21 protein-coding genes and 1 pseudogene are annotated in these 21,696 nt (G+C 69.8%); 13 read left to right on the top strand and 9 right to left on the bottom strand.

What is annotated here, in order from left to right; translation table 11 throughout:
- Positions 1-58: 58 nt before the first annotated feature.
- Positions 59-901 (bottom strand): helix-turn-helix transcriptional regulator, encoded by an 843-nt coding sequence (locus AC3CF1_RS24875; protein ID WP_488451378.1) that lies wholly within the window; start codon positions 899-901, stop codon positions 59-61.
- Between the two features lie 102 nt (positions 902-1,003).
- On the opposite strand from AC3CF1_RS24875, the gene AC3CF1_RS24870 reads away from it, so the two are divergent.
- On the top strand, positions 1,004-1,756 hold the full coding sequence (locus tag AC3CF1_RS24870) for an SDR family oxidoreductase (protein ID WP_488451377.1): 753 nt from the start codon (positions 1,004-1,006) through the stop codon (positions 1,754-1,756).
- Between the two features lie 83 nt (positions 1,757-1,839).
- The gene (locus tag AC3CF1_RS24865) at positions 1,840-2,826 is read left to right on the top strand and encodes an aldo/keto reductase (protein WP_354981320.1); all 987 of its coding nucleotides are present in this window, start codon (positions 1,840-1,842) and stop codon (positions 2,824-2,826) included.
- A 25-nt stretch (positions 2,827-2,851) separates the two neighbouring features.
- Here AC3CF1_RS24865 and AC3CF1_RS24860 read toward each other — a convergent pair whose 3' ends face one another.
- A complete protein-coding gene (locus AC3CF1_RS24860) occupies positions 2,852-3,367 on the bottom strand; it encodes a GNAT family N-acetyltransferase (protein ID WP_088946390.1) in 516 nt (171 codons plus the stop codon).
- A 142-nt stretch (positions 3,368-3,509) separates the two neighbouring features.
- On the opposite strand from AC3CF1_RS24860, the gene AC3CF1_RS24855 reads away from it, so the two are divergent.
- Genes AC3CF1_RS24855 through AC3CF1_RS24845 form a run of 3 tightly spaced genes read left to right on the top strand, consistent with a single transcriptional unit; the run spans position 3,510 to position 5,979 of the window.
- The gene (locus tag AC3CF1_RS24855) at positions 3,510-4,067 is read left to right on the top strand and encodes an NADPH-dependent FMN reductase (protein ID WP_488451376.1); all 558 of its coding nucleotides are present in this window, start codon (positions 3,510-3,512) and stop codon (positions 4,065-4,067) included.
- Between the two features lie 44 nt (positions 4,068-4,111).
- Entirely contained in the window at positions 4,112-5,125 is a 1,014-nt protein-coding gene (locus AC3CF1_RS24850) for an ATP-binding cassette domain-containing protein (protein WP_357856660.1), read from the top strand.
- Positions 5,122-5,979 carry an ABC transporter permease gene (locus AC3CF1_RS24845; protein ID WP_328366888.1) on the top strand — a complete coding sequence of 286 codons (858 nt, stop codon included), beginning with the start codon at positions 5,122-5,124 and terminating at the stop codon, positions 5,977-5,979. Before AC3CF1_RS24850 ends, AC3CF1_RS24845 begins: the two co-directional genes overlap by 4 nt.
- A gap of 87 nt (positions 5,980-6,066) precedes the next feature.
- Here AC3CF1_RS24845 and AC3CF1_RS24840 read toward each other — a convergent pair whose 3' ends face one another.
- A complete protein-coding gene (locus AC3CF1_RS24840; protein WP_488451375.1) occupies positions 6,067-6,972 on the bottom strand; it encodes an AraC family transcriptional regulator in 906 nt (301 codons plus the stop codon).
- Between the two features lie 157 nt (positions 6,973-7,129).
- Here AC3CF1_RS24840 and AC3CF1_RS24835 point away from each other — a divergent pair, with 157 nt between their 5' ends.
- On the top strand, positions 7,130-7,435 hold the full coding sequence (locus tag AC3CF1_RS24835; protein ID WP_141908034.1) for a putative quinol monooxygenase: 306 nt from the start codon (positions 7,130-7,132) through the stop codon (positions 7,433-7,435).
- Between the two features lie 50 nt (positions 7,436-7,485).
- Entirely contained in the window at positions 7,486-8,454 is a 969-nt protein-coding gene (locus AC3CF1_RS24830; protein WP_488451374.1) for an alpha/beta hydrolase, read from the top strand.
- A 50-nt stretch (positions 8,455-8,504) separates the two neighbouring features.
- Here the strand turns inward: AC3CF1_RS24830 and AC3CF1_RS24825 are convergent.
- Positions 8,505-11,878 (bottom strand): annotated as a pseudogene (locus tag AC3CF1_RS24825) (ATP-binding protein).
- 123 nt (positions 11,879-12,001) lie between these two features.
- Here AC3CF1_RS24825 and AC3CF1_RS24820 point away from each other — a divergent pair.
- Together AC3CF1_RS24820 and AC3CF1_RS24815 are read left to right on the top strand one after the other, a co-directional pair.
- Positions 12,002-12,454 (top strand): helix-turn-helix domain-containing protein, encoded by a 453-nt coding sequence (locus AC3CF1_RS24820; RefSeq protein ID WP_355163028.1) that lies wholly within the window; start codon positions 12,002-12,004, stop codon positions 12,452-12,454.
- On the top strand, positions 12,447-12,815 hold the full coding sequence (locus AC3CF1_RS24815) for a DUF4180 domain-containing protein (RefSeq protein ID WP_099850832.1): 369 nt from the start codon (positions 12,447-12,449) through the stop codon (positions 12,813-12,815). Before AC3CF1_RS24820 ends, AC3CF1_RS24815 begins: the two co-directional genes overlap by 8 nt.
- 6 nt (positions 12,816-12,821) lie before the next feature.
- Here AC3CF1_RS24815 and AC3CF1_RS24810 read toward each other — a convergent pair whose 3' ends face one another.
- On the bottom strand, positions 12,822-13,445 hold the full coding sequence (locus AC3CF1_RS24810) for an 8-oxoguanine DNA glycosylase OGG fold protein (protein ID WP_488451373.1): 624 nt from the start codon (positions 13,443-13,445) through the stop codon (positions 12,822-12,824).
- Between the two features lie 404 nt (positions 13,446-13,849).
- Between AC3CF1_RS24810 and AC3CF1_RS24805 the strand changes: the two genes are divergently transcribed.
- Positions 13,850-14,710, top strand: a complete 861-nt coding sequence (locus AC3CF1_RS24805) for a YwqG family protein (RefSeq protein WP_488451372.1) — start codon at positions 13,850-13,852, stop codon at positions 14,708-14,710.
- Positions 14,711-15,113: 403 nt separating this feature from the next.
- Positions 15,114-15,995, top strand: a complete 882-nt coding sequence (locus AC3CF1_RS24800) for a cellulose binding domain-containing protein (protein ID WP_488451371.1) — start codon at positions 15,114-15,116, stop codon at positions 15,993-15,995.
- 154 nt (positions 15,996-16,149) lie between these two features.
- Here the strand turns inward: AC3CF1_RS24800 and AC3CF1_RS24795 are convergent, their stop codons facing one another.
- On the bottom strand, positions 16,150-16,794 hold the full coding sequence (locus AC3CF1_RS24795) for a hypothetical protein (protein ID WP_210922699.1): 645 nt from the start codon (positions 16,792-16,794) through the stop codon (positions 16,150-16,152).
- 96 nt (positions 16,795-16,890) lie between these two features.
- A complete protein-coding gene (locus AC3CF1_RS24790) occupies positions 16,891-17,997 on the bottom strand; it encodes an FAD-binding oxidoreductase (RefSeq protein WP_488451370.1) in 1,107 nt (368 codons plus the stop codon).
- A 219-nt stretch (positions 17,998-18,216) separates the two neighbouring features.
- Between AC3CF1_RS24790 and AC3CF1_RS24785 the strand changes: the two genes are divergently transcribed.
- On the top strand, positions 18,217-18,735 hold the full coding sequence (locus AC3CF1_RS24785) for a flavoprotein (RefSeq protein ID WP_210922698.1): 519 nt from the start codon (positions 18,217-18,219) through the stop codon (positions 18,733-18,735).
- A gap of 149 nt (positions 18,736-18,884) precedes the next feature.
- Complete coding sequence (locus tag AC3CF1_RS24780; protein ID WP_488451369.1) at positions 18,885-19,826, top strand: phosphotransferase; 942 nt, start codon at positions 18,885-18,887, stop codon at positions 19,824-19,826.
- A gap of 87 nt (positions 19,827-19,913) precedes the next feature.
- On the opposite strand, the gene AC3CF1_RS24775 is transcribed toward AC3CF1_RS24780, so the two are convergent.
- Positions 19,914-20,297 (bottom strand): very short patch repair endonuclease, encoded by a 384-nt coding sequence (locus AC3CF1_RS24775; RefSeq protein ID WP_488451368.1) that lies wholly within the window; start codon positions 20,295-20,297, stop codon positions 19,914-19,916.
- Between the two features lie 52 nt (positions 20,298-20,349).
- A complete protein-coding gene (locus AC3CF1_RS24770; RefSeq protein WP_488451367.1) occupies positions 20,350-21,480 on the bottom strand; it encodes a DNA cytosine methyltransferase in 1,131 nt (376 codons plus the stop codon).
- Positions 21,481-21,696: the final 216 nt, after the last annotated feature.

Below are 21,696 nucleotides of genomic sequence, written 5' to 3'. Positions count from 1 at the left end.
TTGATGACCCTGAGGCATCACGCTGTTCCCGGCGGGTCAATCACGCTGTTCCCGGCGCTCAGGAGCCGACGCGCTCGGCGATCCGGCGGAACACCGCGTGGGTCGGCGATCCGGGCTCGGGGACGTAGACGATCATCCGTTGGTCGGTCTCCGGCACCAGCAGGACGCGGCACTCGAACTCCAACGGCCCCAGCTCGGGGTGCGGCACCCGCTTGACGATCGGTCGGCGTTCCTCGACGTCGTGCTCGGCCCAGAGCCGGGCGAACCGGGGTGAAGTGCCGAGCAGCTCGGTGACCAGCTCGCGGATCGCCGGGTCGGCCGGGTAGCGCCCGTAGGCGGCCCGCAGGTCCGCGACAGTGCTTCGCACGAATCGGATCACCTCGGCATCGGTCCAGTGGGCGCTGGTCGCCGGCTGCCGGAACGTCCAGCGGATCATGTTGCGGTCCGCGTCGGGCACGGCCGCGAGATCCCCCACGAAGTACGTGGCCAGGCGGTTCCAGGCCAGCACGTGGTACGCGGCGTCGACGAGGTACGCCGGGGTCTCGGTCATGGCGTCGAGTAGGTGCCGCAACCCGGAGGGCACCTTCCGGCTCGGCCCGCCGACCGGTGGCGGATTTTCCCCGGCGATCCGGAACAGGTACTCGCGCTCGTCCCGACTGAGCAGCAGCGCTCGGGCCATCGAGGCGAGCACCTGCCGGGACGGGTGCGGTCCGCGGCCCTGCTCCAGCCGGATGTAGTAGTCGATCGACATCCCGGCGAGCTGGGCGACCTCCTGCCGGCGCAGCCCGGGGGTACGTCGGCGTTCGCCCTCGGGGAGCCCGACCTCGGCGGGGCGCAGCCGGGCGCGGCGGGTACGAAGGAACGCCGCCAGTTCGTCGCGCCTCAACCCGCTGCCCGTCATGCCTCCAGCATGCCCCGGTCCGGGCCGGCGAAGGTGGTACCGCTGGTCCCAGCCTCGGGCCGTCTCTCCCCGGACGCCGCCGGCGGGGACAGGCTCGACGGCATGACGAACATGATCGCCCTGATCACCGGGGCCAACAAGGGGATCGGCTTCGCCACCGCCCGCCAGCTCGGCGCCCTCGGGATGACAGTGCTGGTCGGCGCCCGCGACGCCGAGCGCGGCCGGGCAGCCGAGCGGGAGCTGCGCGCCGGCGGCACGGACGCCCGGTTCGTGCCGATCGACGTGACCGACGCCGAATCGGTGACAGCCGCGGCGAAACAGGTCCAGGCGGAACACGGGCAACTGGACGTGCTGGTCAACAACGCCGGCATCGTCCTCGCCGACGGCGCTCAGGGGCTGCCCAGCGAGACGACAGTGGCGACGCTGCGCCGCGTCTACGAGACGAACGTGTTCGGGGTGGCGACGGTGACCAACGCGCTGCTGCCGCTGCTGCGCCGCGCGCCGGCGGCCCGGATCGTCAACGTTTCCAGCGAGGTCGGCTCGATCGCGGTCATGACCGACCCGGCGGGCGCGCTGTTCGCGCTGACCTCAGTGCCGTACCCGTCGTCGAAGGCGGCGCTGAACATGCTCACCGCGATGTACGCCAAGGAGCTGCGGGACACCCCGATCAAGGTGAACGCGGCGAACCCGGGCTACTGCGCCACCGACCTGAACAGCAACAGCGGCTTCCGCACCGCCGAGCAGGGCGCCGAGGTGAGCGTGCACCTGGCGACGCTGCCGGTCGACGGGCCGAGCGGGCTGCTCTGGGGCTTCCAGATGGACGCCGGCGGTGGGTACGGCGTGCTGCCCTGGTGACGGTGAAGGCTTGACCTGGAGTGCGCTCCAGCCGGCAGGGTGACCCGTGCGCCCACCGGTAGGGCGCACGAGAGGAGATCCCCATGCGGTACCGCACGATCGGCGCTGACCCGGCGACCCGGCGCGAGGTCAGCGTGCTCAGCCTCGGCGCGATGCTCTTCGGCAGCGCCACCGACGAGGCCACCTCGTACGCGATCCTCGACCGGTACGTCGAGGCTGGTGGCACGTTCATCGACACGTCGGACAACTACGCGTTCTGGGTGGACGGCGGGCAGGGCGGGCAGAGCGAGGAACTGCTCGGCCGGTGGCGGCGCAGCCGGGGCGTCGGTGCCGAGATCGTCATCGCCACCAAGCTCGGCGCTCGACCGCTGGCCCCGGGGACCAGCTACCTGGACAACGCCGAGGGGCTTTCCGCCAAGGTGATCCGCGAGTCCGCGGAGCGCAGCCGGGAACGGCTCGGGGTGGAGCGACTGGACCTGCTCTACGCACACATCGAGGACCGGACCGTGCCGCTCCAGGAGACCGTGGAGGGCTTCGCCGAACTGGTCGCCGAGGGCACGGTGGGTCTGCTGGGTGCCAGCAACCACCGGGCCTGGCGGGTGGAGCGGGCCCGGGCGTTGGCCGCCGCCGCAGGCCTGCCGGGGTACGAGGTGCTCCAGTACCAGCGCAGTTACCTGCCGAACCGCACCGACCTGGTCAGCGAGTTGGACCCGGACGGCGAGCCGGGCGGCGTGAGCGGTGACCTGCTCAGCTACCTGCGTGCCGAGCCCGACTTGACCCTGGTGGCGTACTCGCCGCTGCTCAAGGGGGCGTTCACCCGGGCGGACAAGCCGCTCAGCTCGGCGTACGACCTGCCGAGCGCGCCCCGGCGACTGGCCGCGCTGCGGGAGGTGGCCGGGCAGAGCGGCGCGACGGTCAACCAGGTGGTGCTCGCCTGGCTGCTGGGCGGTGAGCTGCCGTCCATCCCGCTGGTGGGCGCCTCGTCGGTGGCGCAACTGGAGGAGAGCCTGGCAGCGGTCGAGCTGGAGCTGACCGCCGAGCAACGGCACCGCCTCGACACCACCTGGTGACCGGCCACCGGCCGCCCCGCCGACCTCAGCTTGCGGTCGGTGGGGCGGTGAGGTCGAGCTGCCAGTCGTTGGCGCGCATCAGCTGCCCCGGCGGGTATTCGAAGTCCGTCTCGCCGAGCAGTGTGAAACCGGCCTTGCGGCAGACCGCGTTCGAGGCGGGATTGTCGACCGAGGGGTAGGCGTGGGCGTAGCGCCGGTCCTGCCGAGCGCGCAACACGTCGATGACCGCCCGCACCGCGACGGTCGCCAGCCCCTGCCCCCGGTGAGAGGGCAGCACCGCCCAGCCCAGCTCGTAGACCGGTCGGTCGTGCCAGTCGCGGCCCCAGTAGCCGACACTGCCGGCCCGCACGCCGTCCGGCAGCACCAGCGTGAACATCGCGCCCTGCCCGGTCCCGGCGAAGTGCACGTACCGGTCGTGCCGGGCGAGCACCTGCTCGTCGGTCTCCGGGCCCCCGGTGTGCTTGCGGGTGTCCGGTGAGTTGAGCTCCCGCAGCAGGTCGAGGTCGTCCTCGTCCCACGGTGCGATGCGTACCTGTGCCATGCCCACTCCCCTGTCCGTCGACCACAGTCAAGCCGACGCCACCGACATTGCGCCCCGAAACGCCGCCCGCTAGATCCGATCTAGCGGGCGGCGTGCTGCTTTCTCGCGCCGAAGAGGTGGAACCGACAACTCGGGAGGGGGGATGATGACACCGCTCAGGATCGCCGTGATCATCGGCAGCACCCGGGAGGGGCGGGCCGGCGACCGGGTCACCAACTGGTTCACCGAACAGGCCGCGCGGCACGACGACCTGGCGGTGACCGTCGTTGACCTGACCGAGTACGACTTCCCGGCCAGCTACCCCGCCGAACCGACCGCGTCGATCCGGGCGTTCGTCCGCGAGGTGGGTCGAGCGGACGCGTTCGTCGTGGTCACCCCCGAGTACAACCACAGCTTCCCCGCACCGCTGAAACAAGCCATCGACTACGCGTACGACGAGTGGCAGGCCAAACCGGTCGGCTTCGTGTCGTACGGCTGTCGGTCCACCGGCCGGTACGCGGTCGACCAGCTCCGCACCGTCTTCACGGCGCTGCACGCGATGACGGTGCGTGACGTCGTCGGGATCGACCTGCTCGCCGGCGAGCCGACACCGCAGTGCACCGACGAGCTACGCCGGGACGCCAGCGTCCTGCTCGACCAGCTCCGCTGGTGGGGCCTGGCCCTGCGAGCCGCCCGGGCGGCTCGACCGTACGTCTCCTGAACACGTCCACGACGCTGACACGTCCAGATTGAAGGGTAAGGATCATGAGTAGACGCACCACCGGCCTGGCCATCGAGGCCGAGGGGCTCACCCGCTCGTTCGGGGACACCCGGGCGCTGGCCGGGATCGACCTTCAGGTGCCCGCCGGCACCGTCTACGGTCTGCTCGGTCCCAACGGGGCGGGCAAGACCACAGCGGTCCGGGTGCTGGCGACATTGCTGCGCCCCGACGGCGGTTCGGCCCGGGTCTTCGGCCACGACGTGGTCACCGAGGCCGACAAGGTCCGGTCCCGGGTCAGTCTCACCGGCCAGTACGCCTCGGTCGACGAGGACCTGACCGGTACGGAGAACCTGGTGCTCCTCGCCCGCCTGCTCGGTCTGCGCAAGCCGGCCGCCCGGGAGCGCGCGGCGGCCCTGCTCGCCGCGTTCGGACTGACCGAGGCGAGCGACCGCCAGGTGAAGAAGTACTCGGGTGGGATGCGGCGGCGCATCGACATCGCCGCCAGCATCCTGAACACGCCCGACCTGCTCTTCCTCGACGAGCCGACCACCGGCCTCGACCCGCGCAGCCGCAACCAGGTGTGGGAGATCGTCCGGGCGGTGGTGTCGCACGGCACCACGGTGCTGCTGACCACCCAGTACCTCGACGAGGCCGACCAGCTCGCCGGGCGGATCGCGGTCGTCGACCACGGCCGGGTGATCGCGGAGGGCACCCCGGGTGAGTTGAAGTCGTCAGTCGGCTCCGGCACCGTCCACCTGCGACTGCGCGATCCCGGCCAGCGACCCGAGGCGGAGAGGGTGCTCCGGGAGGCGCTCGGCGTGCCGGTGCAGCTCGCCGCCGACCCGGTGGCGTTGACCGCCCGCGTCGGTGAGGCCGGCACCGACCTCGATGCCAGCGCCCAGGCCTCGCGCGCACTCGGCGAGCTGGCCCGTGCCGGCATCGTCGTGGACAACTTCTCCCTCGGCCAGCCGAGCCTCGACGAGGTCTTCCTGGCCCTGACCGATCACCCCGCCGTGCCGGCCGGCGAGCCCGACAACGAGCTGGAGGCAGCCCGATGAGCGACACCACGACCACCACGACCGAACGGGCGCCGTCCGTCTACGTCCCGTCCGCCGACGCGCTGGCGACAGTGCTCGCGCCCGGCACCCGACCGCCCCGACCCAGCGCGCTGGGCGCGTCGCTCACCTTCGGCTGGCGGGCCATGCTGAAGATCAAACACGTGCCGGAGCAACTCTTCGACGTCACCGCGTTCCCGATCATCATGGTGCTGATGTTCACGTACCTGTTCGGTGGCGCCCTCGCCGGCAGCCCGCGCGAATATCTGCAGTTCTTCCTGCCCGGCATCATGGTGACCAGCGTCGTGATGATCACCATGTACACCGGCGTCGGCCTCAACACCGACATCGAGAAGGGCATCTTCGACCGGTTCCGGACACTGCCCGTCTGGCGTCCGTCCGCCCTGGTCGGCATGATCTTCGGCGACGTGCTGCGCTACATCCTCGCCGCCCTGGTGATCCTGGGCCTCGGGCTGGCGCTCGGCTTCCGGCCCGCCGGCGGGGTCGTCGGCGTGGCCATCGGGATCGGGCTGCTGGTGGTCTTCTCGTTCGCCTTCTCCTGGGTGTGGACGTTCTTCGGGCTGATCCTGCGCAGCGAGAAGTCGGTGATGGGGGTCAGCATGATGGTGCTGTTCCCGCTGACGTTCCTGAGCAACGTCTTCGTCGACCCGAGCACCATGCCCGGCTGGCTCCAGGCGTTCGTGAAGGTCAACCCGGTGACGCAGCTGGTCGCGGCGATCCGCGGGGCGATGAGCGGTGATTCGGACCCGTCGGCCACGATGTGGTTGCTGGTCTGGAGCGCCGGCTTCCTGGTCGTCTTCGGCACCCTGACCATGCACCGGTACAACCGCCGCTGACCCGGCCCCAACCCGTTCGACGGGCGCCGCCACGACTGTGGCGGCGCCCGTCGGCTGTCGTCTGGGCGCCCGGGTGAACGCTGACGGTCAGACGACCGCTGGCACCTCGGCTCGGATGGTGCCCCGCAGGCGGGTGGCGTCCTGGCTGGGAGGCGCGCCGAACTGGCGACGATATTCGCGGCTGAACTGCGACGGGCTCTCGTAGCCGACTCGGATGCCCACCCCGGTGACGTCGTTGGGGTGCGTGGCGAGCAGGAGCCGCGCCTCCTGCAATCGGATCTGCTTCTGGAACTGGATCGGACTCATCGCGGTCACTGCCTGGAAGTTGCGATAGAACGCCGACACGCTCATTCCGGTCAGCCGCGCCAGATCCTCCACCCGGAACGGCTGCGCATAGTGGTCACGGATCCACCGGACCGCCCGGGCGATGTGGCTGAGGCTGCTGTCGGCCAGACCGAGCTGCCGGACGGCCGCACCCTGCTCCCCGGTGAGCAGCCGCCACAGGATCTCCCGCTTGATCAGGGGTGCGAGCACCGTGACGTCCCGGGGTCGGTCCAGCAGCCGAAGCAGTCGGATCACCGCGTCGCCGAGCTCGTCGGGAGCGTCGCTGACCAGCAGCCCCGACGGCGTCGGCCCGGCCAGGGGCGGGAGGTCGCCCGGCGCCGCCAGCAGCAGCAGCTCCGCGACCATGGCCGGGTGTAGCACCAGCCCGAACCCCAGAGCCGGCGCGTCGGCACTTGCCTGCGTGAAACGGCCGGTGACCGGCAGGTCGACCGACGCGACGAGGTACTGGCCGGCCCGGTACTCGTACACGCGGTCGCCCAGCGCCATCTGTTTGGCGCCTTGAGCGATGAGTGCCAGCACGGTGCCCGACATCGACGTGGTCGGTGCCGTCTGCTGCTCGACCTTGGAGATCAGCACCCCCTCGATGGTGGTGCTCATGTCCGGTCGGGCATGCCTGGCCAGCAGTGCCCGCAGCTCGTCGAGGTCCACGACCCGATTGAAGCACAGGACCAATCCTCGCCACAACGAGAGGATCAGGCAAGTGTTAGCGAGCATCCTTCTAACGTTTCCGCTGGTAAATGCGCTTCCATAGGAGTGTCAGTTTCCCGAGGAGCGCAGCACAGCTCAACGATTAGGAGTCTCCACAATGTCCGTCCACCACGGGTTCCAGGCCACCATGACCGCTCAGCCGGGCAAGGCGGACGAGCTGATCCAGTTGTTGCTGGACGCACCGTCCCTGCCGCACGACGACTGCCTCGTCTTCCTGGTGTCCCGCTCGGCGTCCGACCGCGACGTCGTCCACGTCATCGAAGGCTGGACCAGCGCCGAGGCGCACAGCGCGTTCTTCGCCGGCGAGCAGGCGCAGGCCCTCGTCGCGAAGCTTCAGCCGCTGCTGGCCGGCGACTCGGCATACACCGACGCGGTGCCGGTCGGCGGCAAGGCGACCTTCTGAACCGGCGACCGCACCCACCGCCCCTGATCGTTCCAGCGAAAGGATCCGTGATGAACCTCCCCCGACCGGGCATCGACCCCGAGTTGCTCGTACCCCTGGCCGAACTGCCGCCGATGCCACCCCTCGGCCCCGAGGTGATCGAGCAGCTGCGCCACTTCCCCCAACCGTCGATCGAAAGCCAGCTGGAAGGCCGTGCGGTCGAGCGGCGCGAGGTCACCGTTCCCGCCAGTGACGGAACGCCGATCCCGCTGTCCATTCTCAGTCCCACCGATCGCGCCGCCGGCGCTCCCTGCGTCTACTGGATCCACGGCGGCGGAATGATGTGGGGCGACCGCTTCTCGAACATAGATGTCCCGCTGGAATGGCTCGACCGGTTCGGCGCCGTCGTGATCACTGTGGACTACCGGCTGGCGCCGGAGGCAACCGGTACGACGCTGGTCGACGACTGCTACCAGGGCCTGCTCTGGGTCGCTGAGAACGCCGTGGACCTCGGCATCGACCCGGCTCGCATCGTCGTGGCCGGCGCCAGCGCCGGGGGTGGCCTGGCGGCAGGAGTCACGCTGATGGCTCGCGACCGCAACACCCCGACCATCGCCGCGCAGTTGCTGTCGTGCCCCATGCTCGACCACCGCAACGACACCACCTCCAGCCGTCAGTACAGCGGGCTGGACGGCGTGTGGACCCGGGAGATGAACGAGTTCGGGTGGCGCAGTGTCCTCGGCGGGCACACCGACCAGAACGTCTCCGCGTACGTCTCACCCGCGCTGGCGGACGACCTGTCCGGTCTGCCGACCACCTACATCGACGCCGGGACCGCCGAGGTCTTTCGCGACGAGGACGTCAGCTACGCGACCCGGATCTGGGCCGCCGGTGGCCAGGCCGAATTGCACCTGTGGGCCGGGGGCTTCCACGGATTCTCGGCGCTGTTCCCCGAGGTCCGCGTGTCGGCCGCGGCACGGCGCGCCCAGACCGACTGGCTCGCCCGGGTCCTGGACCCCAGCCCAGATCTCAAGGACTGAGCCGCGGGGCCCGTGGTCGGCGCTGACCAACCGACGCGCCGGCCACGGGTTCAGAGCCGCCAGCGCAGCGGCTCGGGCGGCAGGTAGCGGCAGGTGCTGCCGGTGGAGACGGCCTCACGCAGATGGCCGGCGAGGGCCGGGTGCCGCTCGTCGAGCTTGCGCAGTGAGTCCCTGATTCGCGCGGTCACCGTCTTACGGGCCCGCTCGGCCTCGTCGCCCAGGCGGCGGCTCCGACCGGCCAGCCCCGCCGCGGCACGTAGCTCGTCGAGCAACGCACCCCGCTCGGCGTCCAACGCGGCCACCTTCCGGTCGTCGTCGCGGGCGGCGGCCCGGTCGATCTCCTCGTCGAGGCGTGCCAGGTGCCGCCGGTAGCGGGCCTTCGCCTCGTCGTCGAGGACCGGGTCGGCGCCCATCCGCCGGGCGGCGACCAACTCCGGCCCGGCAGCCGGGTCGAGCAACTCCACGGCGGGCACGTCGCTGCCCGGCCGGCTGAGCAGCAGGTGCAGGTCGTGCAGACCCTTGGCGTCGGGCAGGTGCACCACGACACCGGCGTACGCGAGTTGCCAGACCGGCCCGTCGCGCCGAAACTCATACCCCTCGCCGGCTGGCGCGACCGCGGTGGCCTGACCGGGCGCGAAAGCCTGGCCTGGCCCGGCGTTGGCCAGCCCGACACCCTGGCCCGCCGCCGCAAGCTGGCCCGACGCGGCAAGCTGGCCTGGCCCGGTGAGGTGGCTTGGCCCGACGGCCTGGCCCGGCGCGACGGCCTGGCGTGCGGTGGCGGTCTGCTCGGCCGCTTCGGTGGGGGCCGGTTCGGCGAGCCGATGCAGCACCTGCGTCATACCCAGAGCCGTTGCCTGTTGGACGGTGGTGGCGCGCAGCGCGGCCAGCGTCGCGGCGTCGCCCGGGTGCCCCGGGCGGCGAGGGCGTTCACGAGGCCGGCCCGGGCGATGAGCGACCAGGTACGCGCGCCCAGCCGGTCGGCGGACTCACGGGCGGCCGTGAAGCCGGCGATGGCGTCGTCCCAGCGTTGCTGGGCGGCGTCGACCAGTGCCAGCCAGTGGTCGACCGGGCCGCTGACGTCGCAGCCGAAGAGCGCCACCATCCACTCTCCCCGGTGCGGGGCGAGCGCGGCCCGTGCGTCGTCGCAGCGCTGCGGGTCGGCGGACGCGGCGGCGGCCTGCGCGCGCAACCGTAGCCAGATCGGCGACACCGGACGCGGATAGCGGATGGCGGCGGCCTCGATGCCGGCGGTCAGCCGGACCGCCGTCTCGCCGTCGCCCCGCTCCGCGGCGGTGATCGCCCGCAGCAACTCCTGGTAGGGGTAGTCGATCGGGGCCAGCGCGTCCAGCAGGGTGTCGGCCTCGGCGAACCGACCCTGGAGCAGCGCCCGGGACCAGCGCAGGTGATGGCCCATGAACCCGAACTCGGCATGGCCCGGGTCGGAGAAGTCGCTGAGGACGGCGAACCGCTCGTCGGCCTCGGCGAAGTCACCCCGGAAAGCCGCGATGATCCCGCTGTCGATGGCCGCCGAAATCTGGTGCCGGCTGAGGTCGCCGTGCCGGTCCGCGCCGACGAAGGTGGTGAGCTCCTCGTTGAAATGCGGGTCGCCCAACTCCAGTAGCGCCACCCAGCGCAGCGAGGTGGCCCACAGCTCGGTCTCCCGGTCTCCCGTGCGGCGGGCCACGTCCCGGATCTCGGCGGTCAGCGCGGCGCGGGCCGCCGCGGTGCCCAACCCCCAGGTGGTGTCGTGGCGGGCCCAGAGGCTGAACGTCAGGGCCTCGTCGTCCTGCCCTCGACGGGCGATCGTCTCGGTGGCGGTGATCAGGTCGGCGACCAGCGTGCCGACCGACGCGCCGGTGTCCGGTTCGCCGATCAGCTTCCGGTACGCGTCGCGCACCAACTCCGCCGCGTCGATCGACTGAGCGGTCGTCTCCACCTGGCGGGCCCGGTTCACGATGAGGGCGACGCGGGCCAGCAGCACCGGGGCGTCGAGTGTGCGAGCCACCGCCCCGGCCTCAGCGAGGAGCGCGGCGGACTCCTCCCGGTCGGCGTGGTGATATTGCGCCTCGCCGAACTCGATGAGGATCCGTACGCGTTGCTCCGGGTCCTCGACGACCTCCAGCGCCCGGCGGAAGTGCACAGCCGCCTCGTCGGCGGCCAGCCGGACGAACGCGTCCCGCCCGGCGGCGACCAGCAGCGTGGCCACCCGGGCGCGGTCGAGTGCGGGGCCGGCGAGGTAGGCGTGGCGGGCGAGGTCGGCCGGGACCAACTGATCGGTGAGCTCCCGCAGGTCGTCGACCGCCCGGACGACCGCGCCGTGCCGCGCCTGCCGCTCGTCGGGGGACAGCCCGTCGTAGATGGTCTCCCGGACCAGGTCATGGGCAAAGACGAACCGTCCGCCGCCCCTGGCGACCACCAGCCGGGCGGTCACCGCACGGTCGAGCAGCCGATCGACCTGCGCCACCGGGGCGGCGCCGCAGGCCGCCAGGACCTGACGGTGGAACTCACGCCCCAACACGGCCGCGACTGTGAGCGCCTCGACCACGGCCGGCGGCAACTGGGCCAGGCGGCGGCGCACCGCTTCCCGTACGCCGGGTGCGATCGTGCCGGCCGCGTCGTCGGCGTGCCACAGCCGGGCGGTCTGCTCGATGAAGAACGGGTTGCCACCGGTGCGCCGGTGCACCTCGTCCACGAGGTCGGCGTCGGGTTCCCGCCCGGCGGTGCGTGCCATCAGCGCGGCCACCTCGTCGCGGGCGAGGCCGGTGAGGGTGATCGTGGTGGCCTTCGCAACCAGCGGCATCAGCAGAGGGCGCAGCGGGTGCTCGCCCGACTCGACCTCCGCGTCGCGGTAGGTGCCGACCAGCAGCAGCCGCTCGAACCAGGTGTGCTGGGCGGCGAAGCTCAGCAACCGCAGTGAGGCCGGGTCGGCCCAGTGCAGGTCGTCGAGGACGACCACGACCGGCCGCTGCTGGGAGACCGCGACCAGCGCGGCGGTCACCGCGTCGTACAGCGCGAACTCTTCCTGGTCGGCGCTGTCCGTGTCGACGCCGGCCCAGCTGGTGAGCCGGTCGGCCTGCTGCTTGCTGGGGTCCGCCTCGCCGAGCAGTGCCGCGAGGGCCGGCTCGGCGTCCGGCCGTGCCACCGCCCAGTCGTCGGCGGAGCGCCGCAGGCCGCGCAGCACCTGCACCCACGGCCAGTAGCCGGGTGCGCTGTCGGAATCCCAGCAGGCGGCGCCGAGCACCAGTGCGCCGCGTTGCCGGGCCTCCCGGGCGGCCGACGTGACGAGGGTCGTCTTGCCGATGCCCGGCTCACCGGTGACCAGGACCAGACCGCCGTGGCTGGTGGCGGCGCGGTCAAATTCGGCGCGCAGCAGACCTGCGGGGTGATCCCGCCCGATGATGGCGTCGCCGCGCCGCGCGTCCATGGTTTCCAGACGGTACTGGAACCGTCCGACAGCGCGAGCGAGTTAGCCCGTCGACCTCCCTCTCGACCTTGGGAACATACCCACCCGTCCCTAAACTTCCCTATGTGGGTAGGATAGGGAACGATGACGGAAGACATGTACTCAGTTGAGCAGGTCGCCGACCGGCTTGGGCTGCACGTGCGGACGGTGCGCAGCTATATCCGGTCGGGCCGGTTGCGCGCGGTGCGGATCGGCAAGCAGTACCGGATCGCCGCCAGTGATCTCGGCGCGCTCACCGGTCAGGCTCCGGTCGCGCCGAGCGTCGCCCGGCAGGCGGAGGTGTCGAGCATCGTCCAGATCGACGGTGTCGACAGAGCCGCCGCCGACCGGCTCGGCACGCTCGTGCTCACCAGCGCCAACACCGGCCACGACCAGGCCAACCCGCTGCGGGTGCAGACCGTGTACGACGAGCAACGCCACCGCATGAAGATCATCGTCCTGGGTGACCCGGCCTCCACCGCCGAGTTGCTGCACCTGCTCGACGCCGTGCTCAACGCCGACAACGGCCTGCTCGACCGGGAGGTCCACGATGCCTGACGAGATCCAGGAACGCGCCGGAGTGCCGGTGCTGGTCTGTGACCCCGACGGCCCGCCACTGACCACCGAGCAGGACGCGCTGGACCTGATCGGGGCGGCGTTCCTCGGCGCCCAGGTGGTCGCCGTGCCGGCCAACCGACTCGACGCACGCTTCTTCTCGCTGGGCACCCGCTTCGCCGGCGACGTGATGCAGAAGTTCGTCAACTACCGGCTGCGGCTGGCCGTCGTCGGCGACATCTCGGCGCAGCTCGCGGAGAGTTCCGCGTTGCGCGCCCTGGTGCACGAGTCGAACCAGGGTGGACACATCTGGTTTCTCCCCGACCTCGACGCGCTCGACGCCCGCCTCCGCGCGGCGCGATAGCCCCTCTCACCCGCCGCCGGCAACCGACATCTCCACCTCGTCGGCCTCGACCGCCCTCACCTGGGCCTGCCCGGCCGCCCACCGCAGGTAGGCCAGCCACTCCTCAGACGACCAGCCGTTGCGCCGGCCGACACCCGCCTCGGCGGGGAGCAGGCCGGCCACGACCCGGTCGAGGATCAGGGGCTGCACACCGCCCACCCCACGCCGGTAGCCGACGAAGTAGAGGACCTTCGTGAACAGGCCAGGCCCCAACCAGGGCAGGCGAGCGTGGTCGGGGTCGCCGAAGCGGCGGTACGCCGTGCACAGCGCGTCCTCGTCGGGCGCTGGCGCGGACATCTCTTCCAGCGCGTACGCCAGGCGTTTGCCCTCCGGGTCGGCGTCGAGTGACCTGGTGGCGCGCCACGGGCCGTACCCGATGGGTCCGTAAGCCCAGATCAGCACGGCGGTCAGCAGTTGCCGTGGGCTCGCGGCGCCGGCCCGGTATGCCTCGGCGACCGCGAAGACGTCGCGCCGCCAAATCTCCCCGCTCGCCGGCAGGGGGTCGGGCCACGCGTCCGGTGGTAGCCCGGCCCGCCAGCGGCCGATGTTGACGCTGACCGGAGCCTGCTCACCTGGTAACGGTTCCTGCATGGCGTCTCCCCCAAATCGCGAACAGCTCGAAAGCCGAACGCTATGGCCGAGCCTGCAGACCCGACTGCCCGAGAACGCCATATCGCGGTATCAAGCCACCGCCTTGCCCAATCGTGCCGTGAGCGGCCTGTCGGCCGGCGGTCTGAGGCGTTCGGAGCAGGGCTTGTCCTGACGAGCGTGATGCCTGTGAGTCATCAAAATGACTCACAGGCATCAGCCTTCTGCGCCCGGGTGTGGTCACTCGAAGTTCGGCGTCCAGATGCGGGCCTTGTAGAACTCTGCGCCGGCCCGGGTGCGGTCGCCGCACCGTACCGCGCGTTCCACTGTGGTTTGTGGACGCGTAATCAGTCCGACAGGAACCCGTGAGGGCGGAGAATGTCGCACGGTTGATCTACGGTGCTCCCGTGCTTCCCCGAAACGTGAAAATCATCGATCAGGTCCGCGCCGAGGCGCTCCGCCGCGGCATCCCCGCCGCCGACGTGGAGCGCTGGCTGGAGCTCGCCCGCCCGTCCGCCTTCATGGCACAGCGGGGTGACGGGCCCGTCGTGGGCGCCATCCGTGGACCCTTGATGCTTCCGGCCGACGCCAAGGATCCCGCGTATCCCTTGATCGCCACCATCGACTGCGCTGCTCTTCCGGCAGACGTGACCGACCTTCCACTACCGTCCGACGGCCAACTGCTGCTGTTCGGCTGGCCCGAAGAAAGCGGCTGGGGCGAGGTCAGGTACGTGCCGGCAGGCGTGGCGGTCGAGGAGCGAGAGCGGTATCCGGCTGACTTCCCTCCGGACGACGAGGAGTCCGCCGAGGTCTACACGGAGATCGGGCAGGGCGATCTGCACCTCACTGTCGACATCTCTCTGCCGTACGTCAAGACGATCCCGGGGCCCCCGTGGTCTCCGCCACTACCGGGAGATCCCCCGTTCGAAGAGCTGACCGAGGTGTGGAAGGAAGTCCTGGACAACGCGCCGGACGGCCCGTTCTCCTCCTCTGGAGGCTGGGAGTCGCCGCTGCTGTTGGGCGGCTACGGCACTGAATGCAACGGTTTCAACCCCGCGTGGTTGGCGGCCACCGGCTCGGGCGGGTCGGGCCAGGACGGGTCGGTGCGAGGGGTTGACGGGCCAGCCGACCATGGTGACTGGGTTGTGCTTGCCGAGTTCCATGGCGGGAGACAAGGCGGCGCGAGCATCCACTGGGTGATCCAGCGTGCCGACCTGAAGGAACGACGCTTCGACCAGGCCAGAGTCCTCGTCTACTGGAATCCGTGAGGCCGGGCGGACTAGCCGCCCGGCGACCGGGTACGCGCAGTGCATGGGTAGCCACAAGCAGAACAAACACGACAGCGGTGGCGAGTCGGCGCGAGGTCGGCGGCATCCGGGCAGCGGCGCTCGGGGCCGCCAGGGTTCGCCCGTGGAGCACTCGCCTGACCAACGTCACCGCCGCACCGCGACCGGCTCCGCTGGCACCGAGCGCGACCTGGGTCGAGCCAAGGTTTCCGGCGACGGGCGAATTCAACGTCAGGGCGGCTCGTGAGCTGACCAGTCAAGCGGTGTTGCCGCCCCGTGTTCGCGGGGCGGCAACACCGGGTGATCGACTACGCGGTGGCGAATCCTAGCCCACATATTGACACCTTCCTATCCTTTTCGAGGAAGTCGCCCTAGCGTTCGCAGCATGTCCGCTCGCCGCGTCACCGCCGTCGTCGCCCTCGCCGCGCTGGCGAGCCTGCTCGCCGTCAACGCCGCGAGCGCGGACGGCCCGGCCATCAGCACCCCCGGCAACCCGGTGGTGGTAGCCAACGAGCCGCACCAGCTCACCCTCAGTTGGGCGCCCTCGACCTGGATCGGCGATCCGGCGGCGGAGCAGCCGATCAACTACGAGGTGCAGGCACTGCTGGGCCCCAACACGTACCGCTGGCTCGGCACCACGCTCGACACCACGATCACGCTGACCGACCTCGCGCCCGGCACGACGTACTGGATCGCGATTGGCGCCCGTGCGCTCGGCGGCTATTCCGACAGCTCGCCCGGCATCACCGTGCGCACCGCCAGCGGCCGCGCGACGGTCAGCTACCTCAATCTCGACTGGTCCCCGACGAACAACCAGATCCAGCACCTCCTCAAGGTCACCAACACCGGCAGCGGGCCGCTCGATCTGAGCGCGGTGCGGGTGCGCTACCACCTGCGCTTCGAGGGCGGCAACACGTCGCTGGTGCCGAACTGCGACTGGGCCGCGCTGGGCTGCGACCGGATCCGGCAAACCGTGCAGTTCTTCATCCCGCCGGGCGGGCCGTCCCCGTTGACGACACCCGGGCCTGGCTATCCGATCCCGGGCACCGCGGCCCCCGGCTGGGTGGAGCTGACCTTCACCGGCGGGATGCTCGAACCTGGCGCGTCGACCGGGCCGATCCAGCTACGGCACCACCGGCACAGTTGGAGTGACATCGAAGAACGCGACGACCCGAGCTGGCTCGCCGCCACCAGCCAGTGGACCGAGAACGACAAGATCACGCTGGACGTCGACGGGGTACGCGAGTTCGGCGACCTCTCCTCCTGACCGCGTCCGGCGACCGGCATGAGCGGTGTCCGGCCGGCGATGTCCTGACGAGCGTGATGCCTGTGAGTCATCAAAATGACTCACAGGCATCAACCGCTTCAGGGCACGAACCAGGAGTCCAGACCGTCGAGCCATCCGTCTCGACGGTCGACCATCATCTTGTGCGATCGACTGGCAGGTCTTCGACGTGGCCCCACTTGAGTTCGGTGCCGCCAACCAGAGCCGCCTCACCCCAGGAGACCCGGAGTAGACCTTCGTCGGAGTTGCAGGCAAACCCGACGAGCAGCACCTTCGGCTCGTCGGTCAACTGCTCCACGGCATCCCGAAGAGCTGAGCGGTCGCGGGCCTCCTCTGGCGTGAGCGGCATCAGCGGCAGAGTGACCTCCTCATGGCTCGGCTCAGGCCCGAAGAGAATCAGCAGGTCTCGGATCAGCCGGTTGAGGTCACGCCCGGGGCGGGCGTCGCGCATGTCCAGGTCGCTCCGGGTCGCATACCGCCAGGGCAGCAGCAGATGACCTCGGCAGATGGTGACCCGCACCTGGGCGCCCGGCGGATGGACGTCCACCACATCGGGAAAGTCGTGCAGATACTCGTGCAGCACCTCGTACTGCTGCTTCCACCGGACCGGGCCGAAGGCATGATCGGTGTCCAACTCCGATGCTTCGCGCGCATCCTGGGCCAGCTCGACCGCGCGGCCCAACGCCGCCGGCACAGCAGTACGCAGAGCGGTTGCCAGATCCAGCCCGAACTTCTCAATCGACCACTGGGATGGACCGTCAGCATCACCCATGCGGCTCACTCCCCGTGTCGAGTCACGCACTCACAGACAGCAAGACTCCCATGATGGTCACTGGATGAGAAGGCCGGACAACAACTCCAGAGCAGCAGCCAGCCATCAGCGGGTGAAGCTCGCGGGCAGGTGAATGCTTGCCGCGAGGACACCGAGGGCGAGCAGCCGTGGCCGCGCACCGGTCAGCATCGCGGGTGGGCCACAGAGGTAGATCTCCTGATCCGGCTGGTGGTGGTCGAGGGCGATGGTCAAGGCGTCACCCTGCTCGGCCGGCTCCGCGCAGGGGTCGTCGGAGAAGGCCGGCACGATGGTCAGCCAGTCGTGGGCGCACTGCAGTTTGTCGAGGCTGACCGAGTCGTACAGGTCGGTGAACGTGCGCGCGCCGACGAGCAGCGTCACCCGCCGGCCGTCCGGTGCGGCGGCGACCTGCTCGACCAGGGAGCGCAGCGGCGCCAGGCCGGTGCCACCGGCGACGAGCAGCAGATCGCTCGTGCTCGCCGGGTCGAGGCGCAGACCGGTGTCGACGGGTGGGCCGAGCCAGAGCGGCTCGCCGGGGCGTACCTCATGGACCAGGCGGTGGGAGACGGTGCCGGCGGGTACGGCGCGGACGTGCAGCTCGACGGTGCCGTCGGCGCGTGGGGCGTTGGCTGGCGAGAGCCAGCGCCAGTGCCCGGGTAGGCGCGGCGTGCACACCGGCACGGCCTGACCTGGTTGGAAGGGCAGTCGCCGCCAGGGACGTACCGTCAGGATGGCGATGTCGGGCGACGGTCGGTCGTGGCCGATCACCTGGACGTGCCACCAGGCCGGGCCGTCGCCGGCCTGTGCGGCGGCGCGGCGCACGGTGTGCGTGGCGCGGCACAGGGCGCGCTCCGCGGCCAGGGCGAGCTGCGGCGTCCACAGTGGTCGGGCGTGGCGGGCCACGGTGGCGAGCAACGCGTCGCCGATGGTGGTGGAGTGCGGGAGCAGGTCGAAATGACGGTACGCGCGGCCGAGGACCAGGAGCAGCGCCGCCCGGCTCGCCGGGTCGTCCCCGCCGACCATGAGGCGGCCCAGCGCGGTGAAGAACAGCGGCGCGTCGCGGTGTGGGAGCAGGCCGGGTCGGCGGTCTTCGACTGTGCACCAGAAGTCGCCGGCGGCCCGCACGTCGACCGACGCCCAGGCGGCGGCCAGGCCCACGCGAGCCGGGTGGTCGTCGTCGATCAGGGTGGGCATGCCGGCTCCGAGACGTTGACGGATCAAGAGGCACCGGGGCGGGCGGGACGCAGCTGCGCCGTTGAGGGCCGGCGCAACTCCGAAACCAGCACCCGCCCCGGGCCATGGGTCGACTCTCGCGCTTGACCAGGCAATACGGCATGTCACAGTGATCGTCGACGGCATGCGCGGCCCGTATGCGGTCAACCAGGCGCCACCCTGGTCGGGCAGACTGCGGGCATGATGGAACACCCGGTGCTGTATCTGGTCGTCTGCGCCGCGGGTCCGGCGGAATACATCGACGAGCTGGTCGATGTGCTGATCGCCGACGGGTGGCGGGTGTGCATGATCGTCAGCCCTACCGCCGCTCCGTGGCTCGACCGGGAGGCGTTGCAAGACAAGACCGGCTATCTCGTACGCGTGGAGTGGCGCATGCCCGGCGACCCGGAGCCGCACCCGCCGGCCGATGTGGTCGTGGCCGCCCCGCTCACGTTCAACACGGTGACGAAGTGGGCGCTGGGCATCAACGACACCCTGGCGCTCGGCGTCCTCAACGAGTCGCTGGGCGCGGGACTACCGATCCTTGCCTTCCCGCACGTCAAGGCGGAGTTGGACGCCCATCCGGCGTACGCCGGTCACCTGGCGGTGCTGCGCGCTGCCGGCGTTGTCGTCGCCAAGGGGAAGGTGCTCAACCCGACGGACGAGAAGGATCGTTGGGCCATGGTCATCGAGGCGCTGCGGCTGCTCCGCCCGGCCTGAGCATCTGCTCCTTGTTCGGCCCGTCCTTGAGATATGCGTCGTGCGTATACCAGCGCTCCACGCAGCGTGTTCAATGGATACGCTCGATGAGGCGAGACGGACGGAGCCGCCGGTGACCCACGCGAACTGCCCTCGGTGCGGGCGGCACCATGAGTGGTCGGTTCTCCGAGGAGGCGATGACGGCGGACATGCGGGACATCGCCGCCACCTTGAACGTTTCCCCCGAGGATGCCCAACTGCTGCAGTTGACCAACAACGCCGTCTTCGCCCTGCCTCAGGCGGGGATCGTCATCCGGATCGCACGGACCTATCAGCTTTTGGACCGAGTAATCAAGGTCGTTCAGCTTGGGCGCTGGTTCGCCCAGGTTGACGCGCCGACGATCCGGTTAGCGCCGGAGGTTGATCAGCCGGTTCACGTCGGCGACCTGGTTGCCTCAGTCTGGACCTACGTCGTGCCGCGAGCACCTACTCCGACGGTTGAAGACCTTGGTGTGGTGCTGCGCAAGTTCCATGCCCTCGACGGGCCCCCCTTTGTACTCCCGGTCTGGGATCCGATTAGCGACGCACGGCAGCGCCTGGCCGACGCCGAACGTCTCGCTACGGATGACCGAGATTTCCTCATCAGGTGGTGCGACCGCTTGGAGCCGAAGGTCATCGCCCTAAACCAGCGGGCCGAGCCGAAACTCATTCATGGCGACGCCCACGTTGGCAACCTGCTGAGAGAGTCGCCGCGCGGGGCAGTTCTTTGTGACTTCGATGCAACTTGCGGCGGCCCTTGGCAGGTAGACCTGGCAGCGGTAGCGGTGGGCGAGGCTCGATTCGGAGGCACCGGGGCGCACCGCGCATTGGCCACCTCCTACGGTTACGACGTGACCTCTGACCCATCATGGGCAGTCTTGCGGGAGGCTCGCGAGTTGAAGATGATCGTAGCGGCCGCGCCGCTCCTAGATACCTCGCGGAACGTTGCGGCCGAGTTCGCGAACCGGCTCCAGTCCGTGCGACAGAAGGATCTGCTAGGCCGCTGGAGGCCGCTCAAGGACATTAATGTTCCGTCAAGGACATCGATCCGAGATCGACAGCACCGCCGGTGAGACACGCGAACTGCCCTCGAACCGGCCGCAGGTTGGCCCAGGACGGGGAGGCCCGCCGTGTGAGCCGCCAGGCGGGGTAAATCGTCCCTACACGCCGGATCGCTCGGCGATAGCGGCCCGTACCAGCTCCGCTGCCTCCTCGGTGGCAGCGTGCTCCCAGACCCGGACCACCTGCCAGCCGGCCTCGTGCAATGCCTGGTCAACCGCACGGTCGCGCTCTTGATTCCGGGCGATCTTTTGATGCCAGTAGCCGCTCGGATCGCTCGGCATGCGCCCGTGCCCGGGGCATCCATGCCAGAAACAACCGTCGACAAACACGGCCACGCGCTTCCGGGTGAAGACGACGTCGGGACGGACAGTCCGGCCAGGGATTCTCACCTTAAGATTCACGCGATAACGCAGGCCAGCCCTAAACAGCGCCCGCCGCAGCGCGAGCTCGGGCTTCGTTCCGGTGCTGCGATTGGCCTTCATTGTCTTGGTCGCTGACGAAGGCGGTGGGGTGGGCGGTAGCGGCACCGGAAGGCTAGCTCTCTGCGGTCGTCTCGGGGGTGAGGACGGGAATAAGGTAGTGCTGCCCAATCCATCGCACGACATCGACCACCACCGCGTCGCCGAAGCCAAACAGCTGCTGATTAGGGGTGCCCGCCACTAATTTGTAATCGCCTGCACCCATGAGCCGCGCGTACTCGTTAGGCGTCATCCAGCGCACCCGGGGCTCCCGACGCATGCCGACCTCGACGAGCGCCTGCTTGCTGGAGCCTCCGCCCGTCGTGCGCAGGCATCCCGCGATGGCGTCGCGGCGCAGCTCCCACATCGAGATGCCCTGCCGGGTACGGCGGTAGGCAGACCGGTAGGAAATGACGTTCCCATCTCGCAGTGCCTCGAATCGGGCGCGTTGACTAGGGCTGAGCGAGTCGACAAAGGCTTCCACCCGCTTCGCGTCCCACCACGTGTCCGCCGGAACGTCATGGTCCACCACCCCGCTGAGGTCCTTGGGGCCTTTTGGAAGCGGCGGCAGATCCAGATAGTGCATATCATAGATGCTGCTATGCCGCTCGTGTAGGGCGGTCACCCAAGTCGGGCGCACCTCGCTAGGCGCCGGGACGCCGACGTGGCAGTTCTTCGGCAGCTTGTCCCTGGAAATGCCCACGATGAACATGCGAGGCCGCGACTGCGGGACGAAGTGCTTGGCGTCGATCGCGAGCACGTCGAGGGAGTAGTCCAAGTTGGAAAGCTTTTCGAAAGCGCGTTCGATATCTTTGCCATTGTGACTGGTGGCGAAGCCGCGCACGTTCTCCAGGAGAACGACCGATGGTCGCTGCGGCATACCTTCTAAGATTCGCGCGAACTCAAAGAACATCCCCGACTGGGCACCGTCCAGGCCAAGCCTATTGCCCGCCAGTGACAGGTCTATACATGGAAAGCTGCTTGTTGCCAAGTCAATTCCGCTCGGCAGATCCATCGCTTGGACCTTACGGATGTCACCGACCTTGAAGTGCTTGTCAGCATCCGGGTAGTTCTCGCGGTAGGCGTTGAACTTGGCCTGCTTGATGTCGTTCGCCCAAACGACCTGGACGCCCAGCGGCTCGAGGGCGGTCCGCACCAGCCCGATGCCAGCGAAGAACTCCGCCGCCCGGATGGCCGTTCCTTCCACGCGTCCTCCTCGGTCGATCGTCGCACGGCAGCCTATAGGGGCGCAGCGCTGACGATGCGCGACACCCCGGGTTCGATCATCCGTTCTACCGAGCCGGGCCGTCTAGGCGATGGAGGTGGCCACCCGAATCGGCATATGGAACCAGCCCATGGGCCCCCTGACAACTCCTCCGAAACGGAGGAGAAAACAGACCGGTTCTGCAGCTGAGGAACACGC

Source organism: Micromonospora sp. MGP-C2 (assembly GCF_057766525.1).
Note: the sequence above shows the minus strand (reverse complement) of the source record. Positions and strands in the feature narration are given on the sequence as shown.

Excerpts from the sequence above, each read along its gene's own strand:
- AC3CF1_RS24875 (WP_488451378.1), bottom strand. The coding sequence starts at position 901 with ATGACGGGCAGCGGGTTGAGGCGCGACGAACTGGCGGCGTTCCTTCGT.
- AC3CF1_RS24870 (WP_488451377.1), top strand. The coding sequence starts at position 1,004 with ATGACGAACATGATCGCCCTGATCACCGGGGCCAACAAGGGGATCGGC.
- AC3CF1_RS24865 (WP_354981320.1), top strand. The coding sequence starts at position 1,840 with ATGCGGTACCGCACGATCGGCGCTGACCCGGCGACCCGGCGCGAGGTC.
- AC3CF1_RS24860 (WP_088946390.1), bottom strand. The coding sequence starts at position 3,367 with ATGGCACAGGTACGCATCGCACCGTGGGACGAGGACGACCTCGACCTG.
- AC3CF1_RS24855 (WP_488451376.1), top strand. The coding sequence starts at position 3,510 with ATGATGACACCGCTCAGGATCGCCGTGATCATCGGCAGCACCCGGGAG.
- AC3CF1_RS24850 (WP_357856660.1), top strand. The coding sequence starts at position 4,112 with ATGAGTAGACGCACCACCGGCCTGGCCATCGAGGCCGAGGGGCTCACC.
- AC3CF1_RS24845 (WP_328366888.1), top strand. The coding sequence starts at position 5,122 with ATGAGCGACACCACGACCACCACGACCGAACGGGCGCCGTCCGTCTAC.
- AC3CF1_RS24835 (WP_141908034.1), top strand. The coding sequence starts at position 7,130 with ATGTCCGTCCACCACGGGTTCCAGGCCACCATGACCGCTCAGCCGGGC.
- AC3CF1_RS24830 (WP_488451374.1), top strand. The coding sequence starts at position 7,486 with ATGAACCTCCCCCGACCGGGCATCGACCCCGAGTTGCTCGTACCCCTG.
- AC3CF1_RS24820 (WP_355163028.1), top strand. The coding sequence starts at position 12,002 with ATGACGGAAGACATGTACTCAGTTGAGCAGGTCGCCGACCGGCTTGGG.
- AC3CF1_RS24815 (WP_099850832.1), top strand. The coding sequence starts at position 12,447 with ATGCCTGACGAGATCCAGGAACGCGCCGGAGTGCCGGTGCTGGTCTGT.
- AC3CF1_RS24810 (WP_488451373.1), bottom strand. The coding sequence starts at position 13,445 with ATGCAGGAACCGTTACCAGGTGAGCAGGCTCCGGTCAGCGTCAACATC.
- AC3CF1_RS24800 (WP_488451371.1), top strand. The coding sequence starts at position 15,114 with ATGTCCGCTCGCCGCGTCACCGCCGTCGTCGCCCTCGCCGCGCTGGCG.
- AC3CF1_RS24790 (WP_488451370.1), bottom strand. The coding sequence starts at position 17,997 with ATGCCCACCCTGATCGACGACGACCACCCGGCTCGCGTGGGCCTGGCC.
- AC3CF1_RS24785 (WP_210922698.1), top strand. The coding sequence starts at position 18,217 with ATGATGGAACACCCGGTGCTGTATCTGGTCGTCTGCGCCGCGGGTCCG.
- AC3CF1_RS24780 (WP_488451369.1), top strand. The coding sequence starts at position 18,885 with ATGAGTGGTCGGTTCTCCGAGGAGGCGATGACGGCGGACATGCGGGAC.
- AC3CF1_RS24775 (WP_488451368.1), bottom strand. The coding sequence starts at position 20,297 with ATGAAGGCCAATCGCAGCACCGGAACGAAGCCCGAGCTCGCGCTGCGG.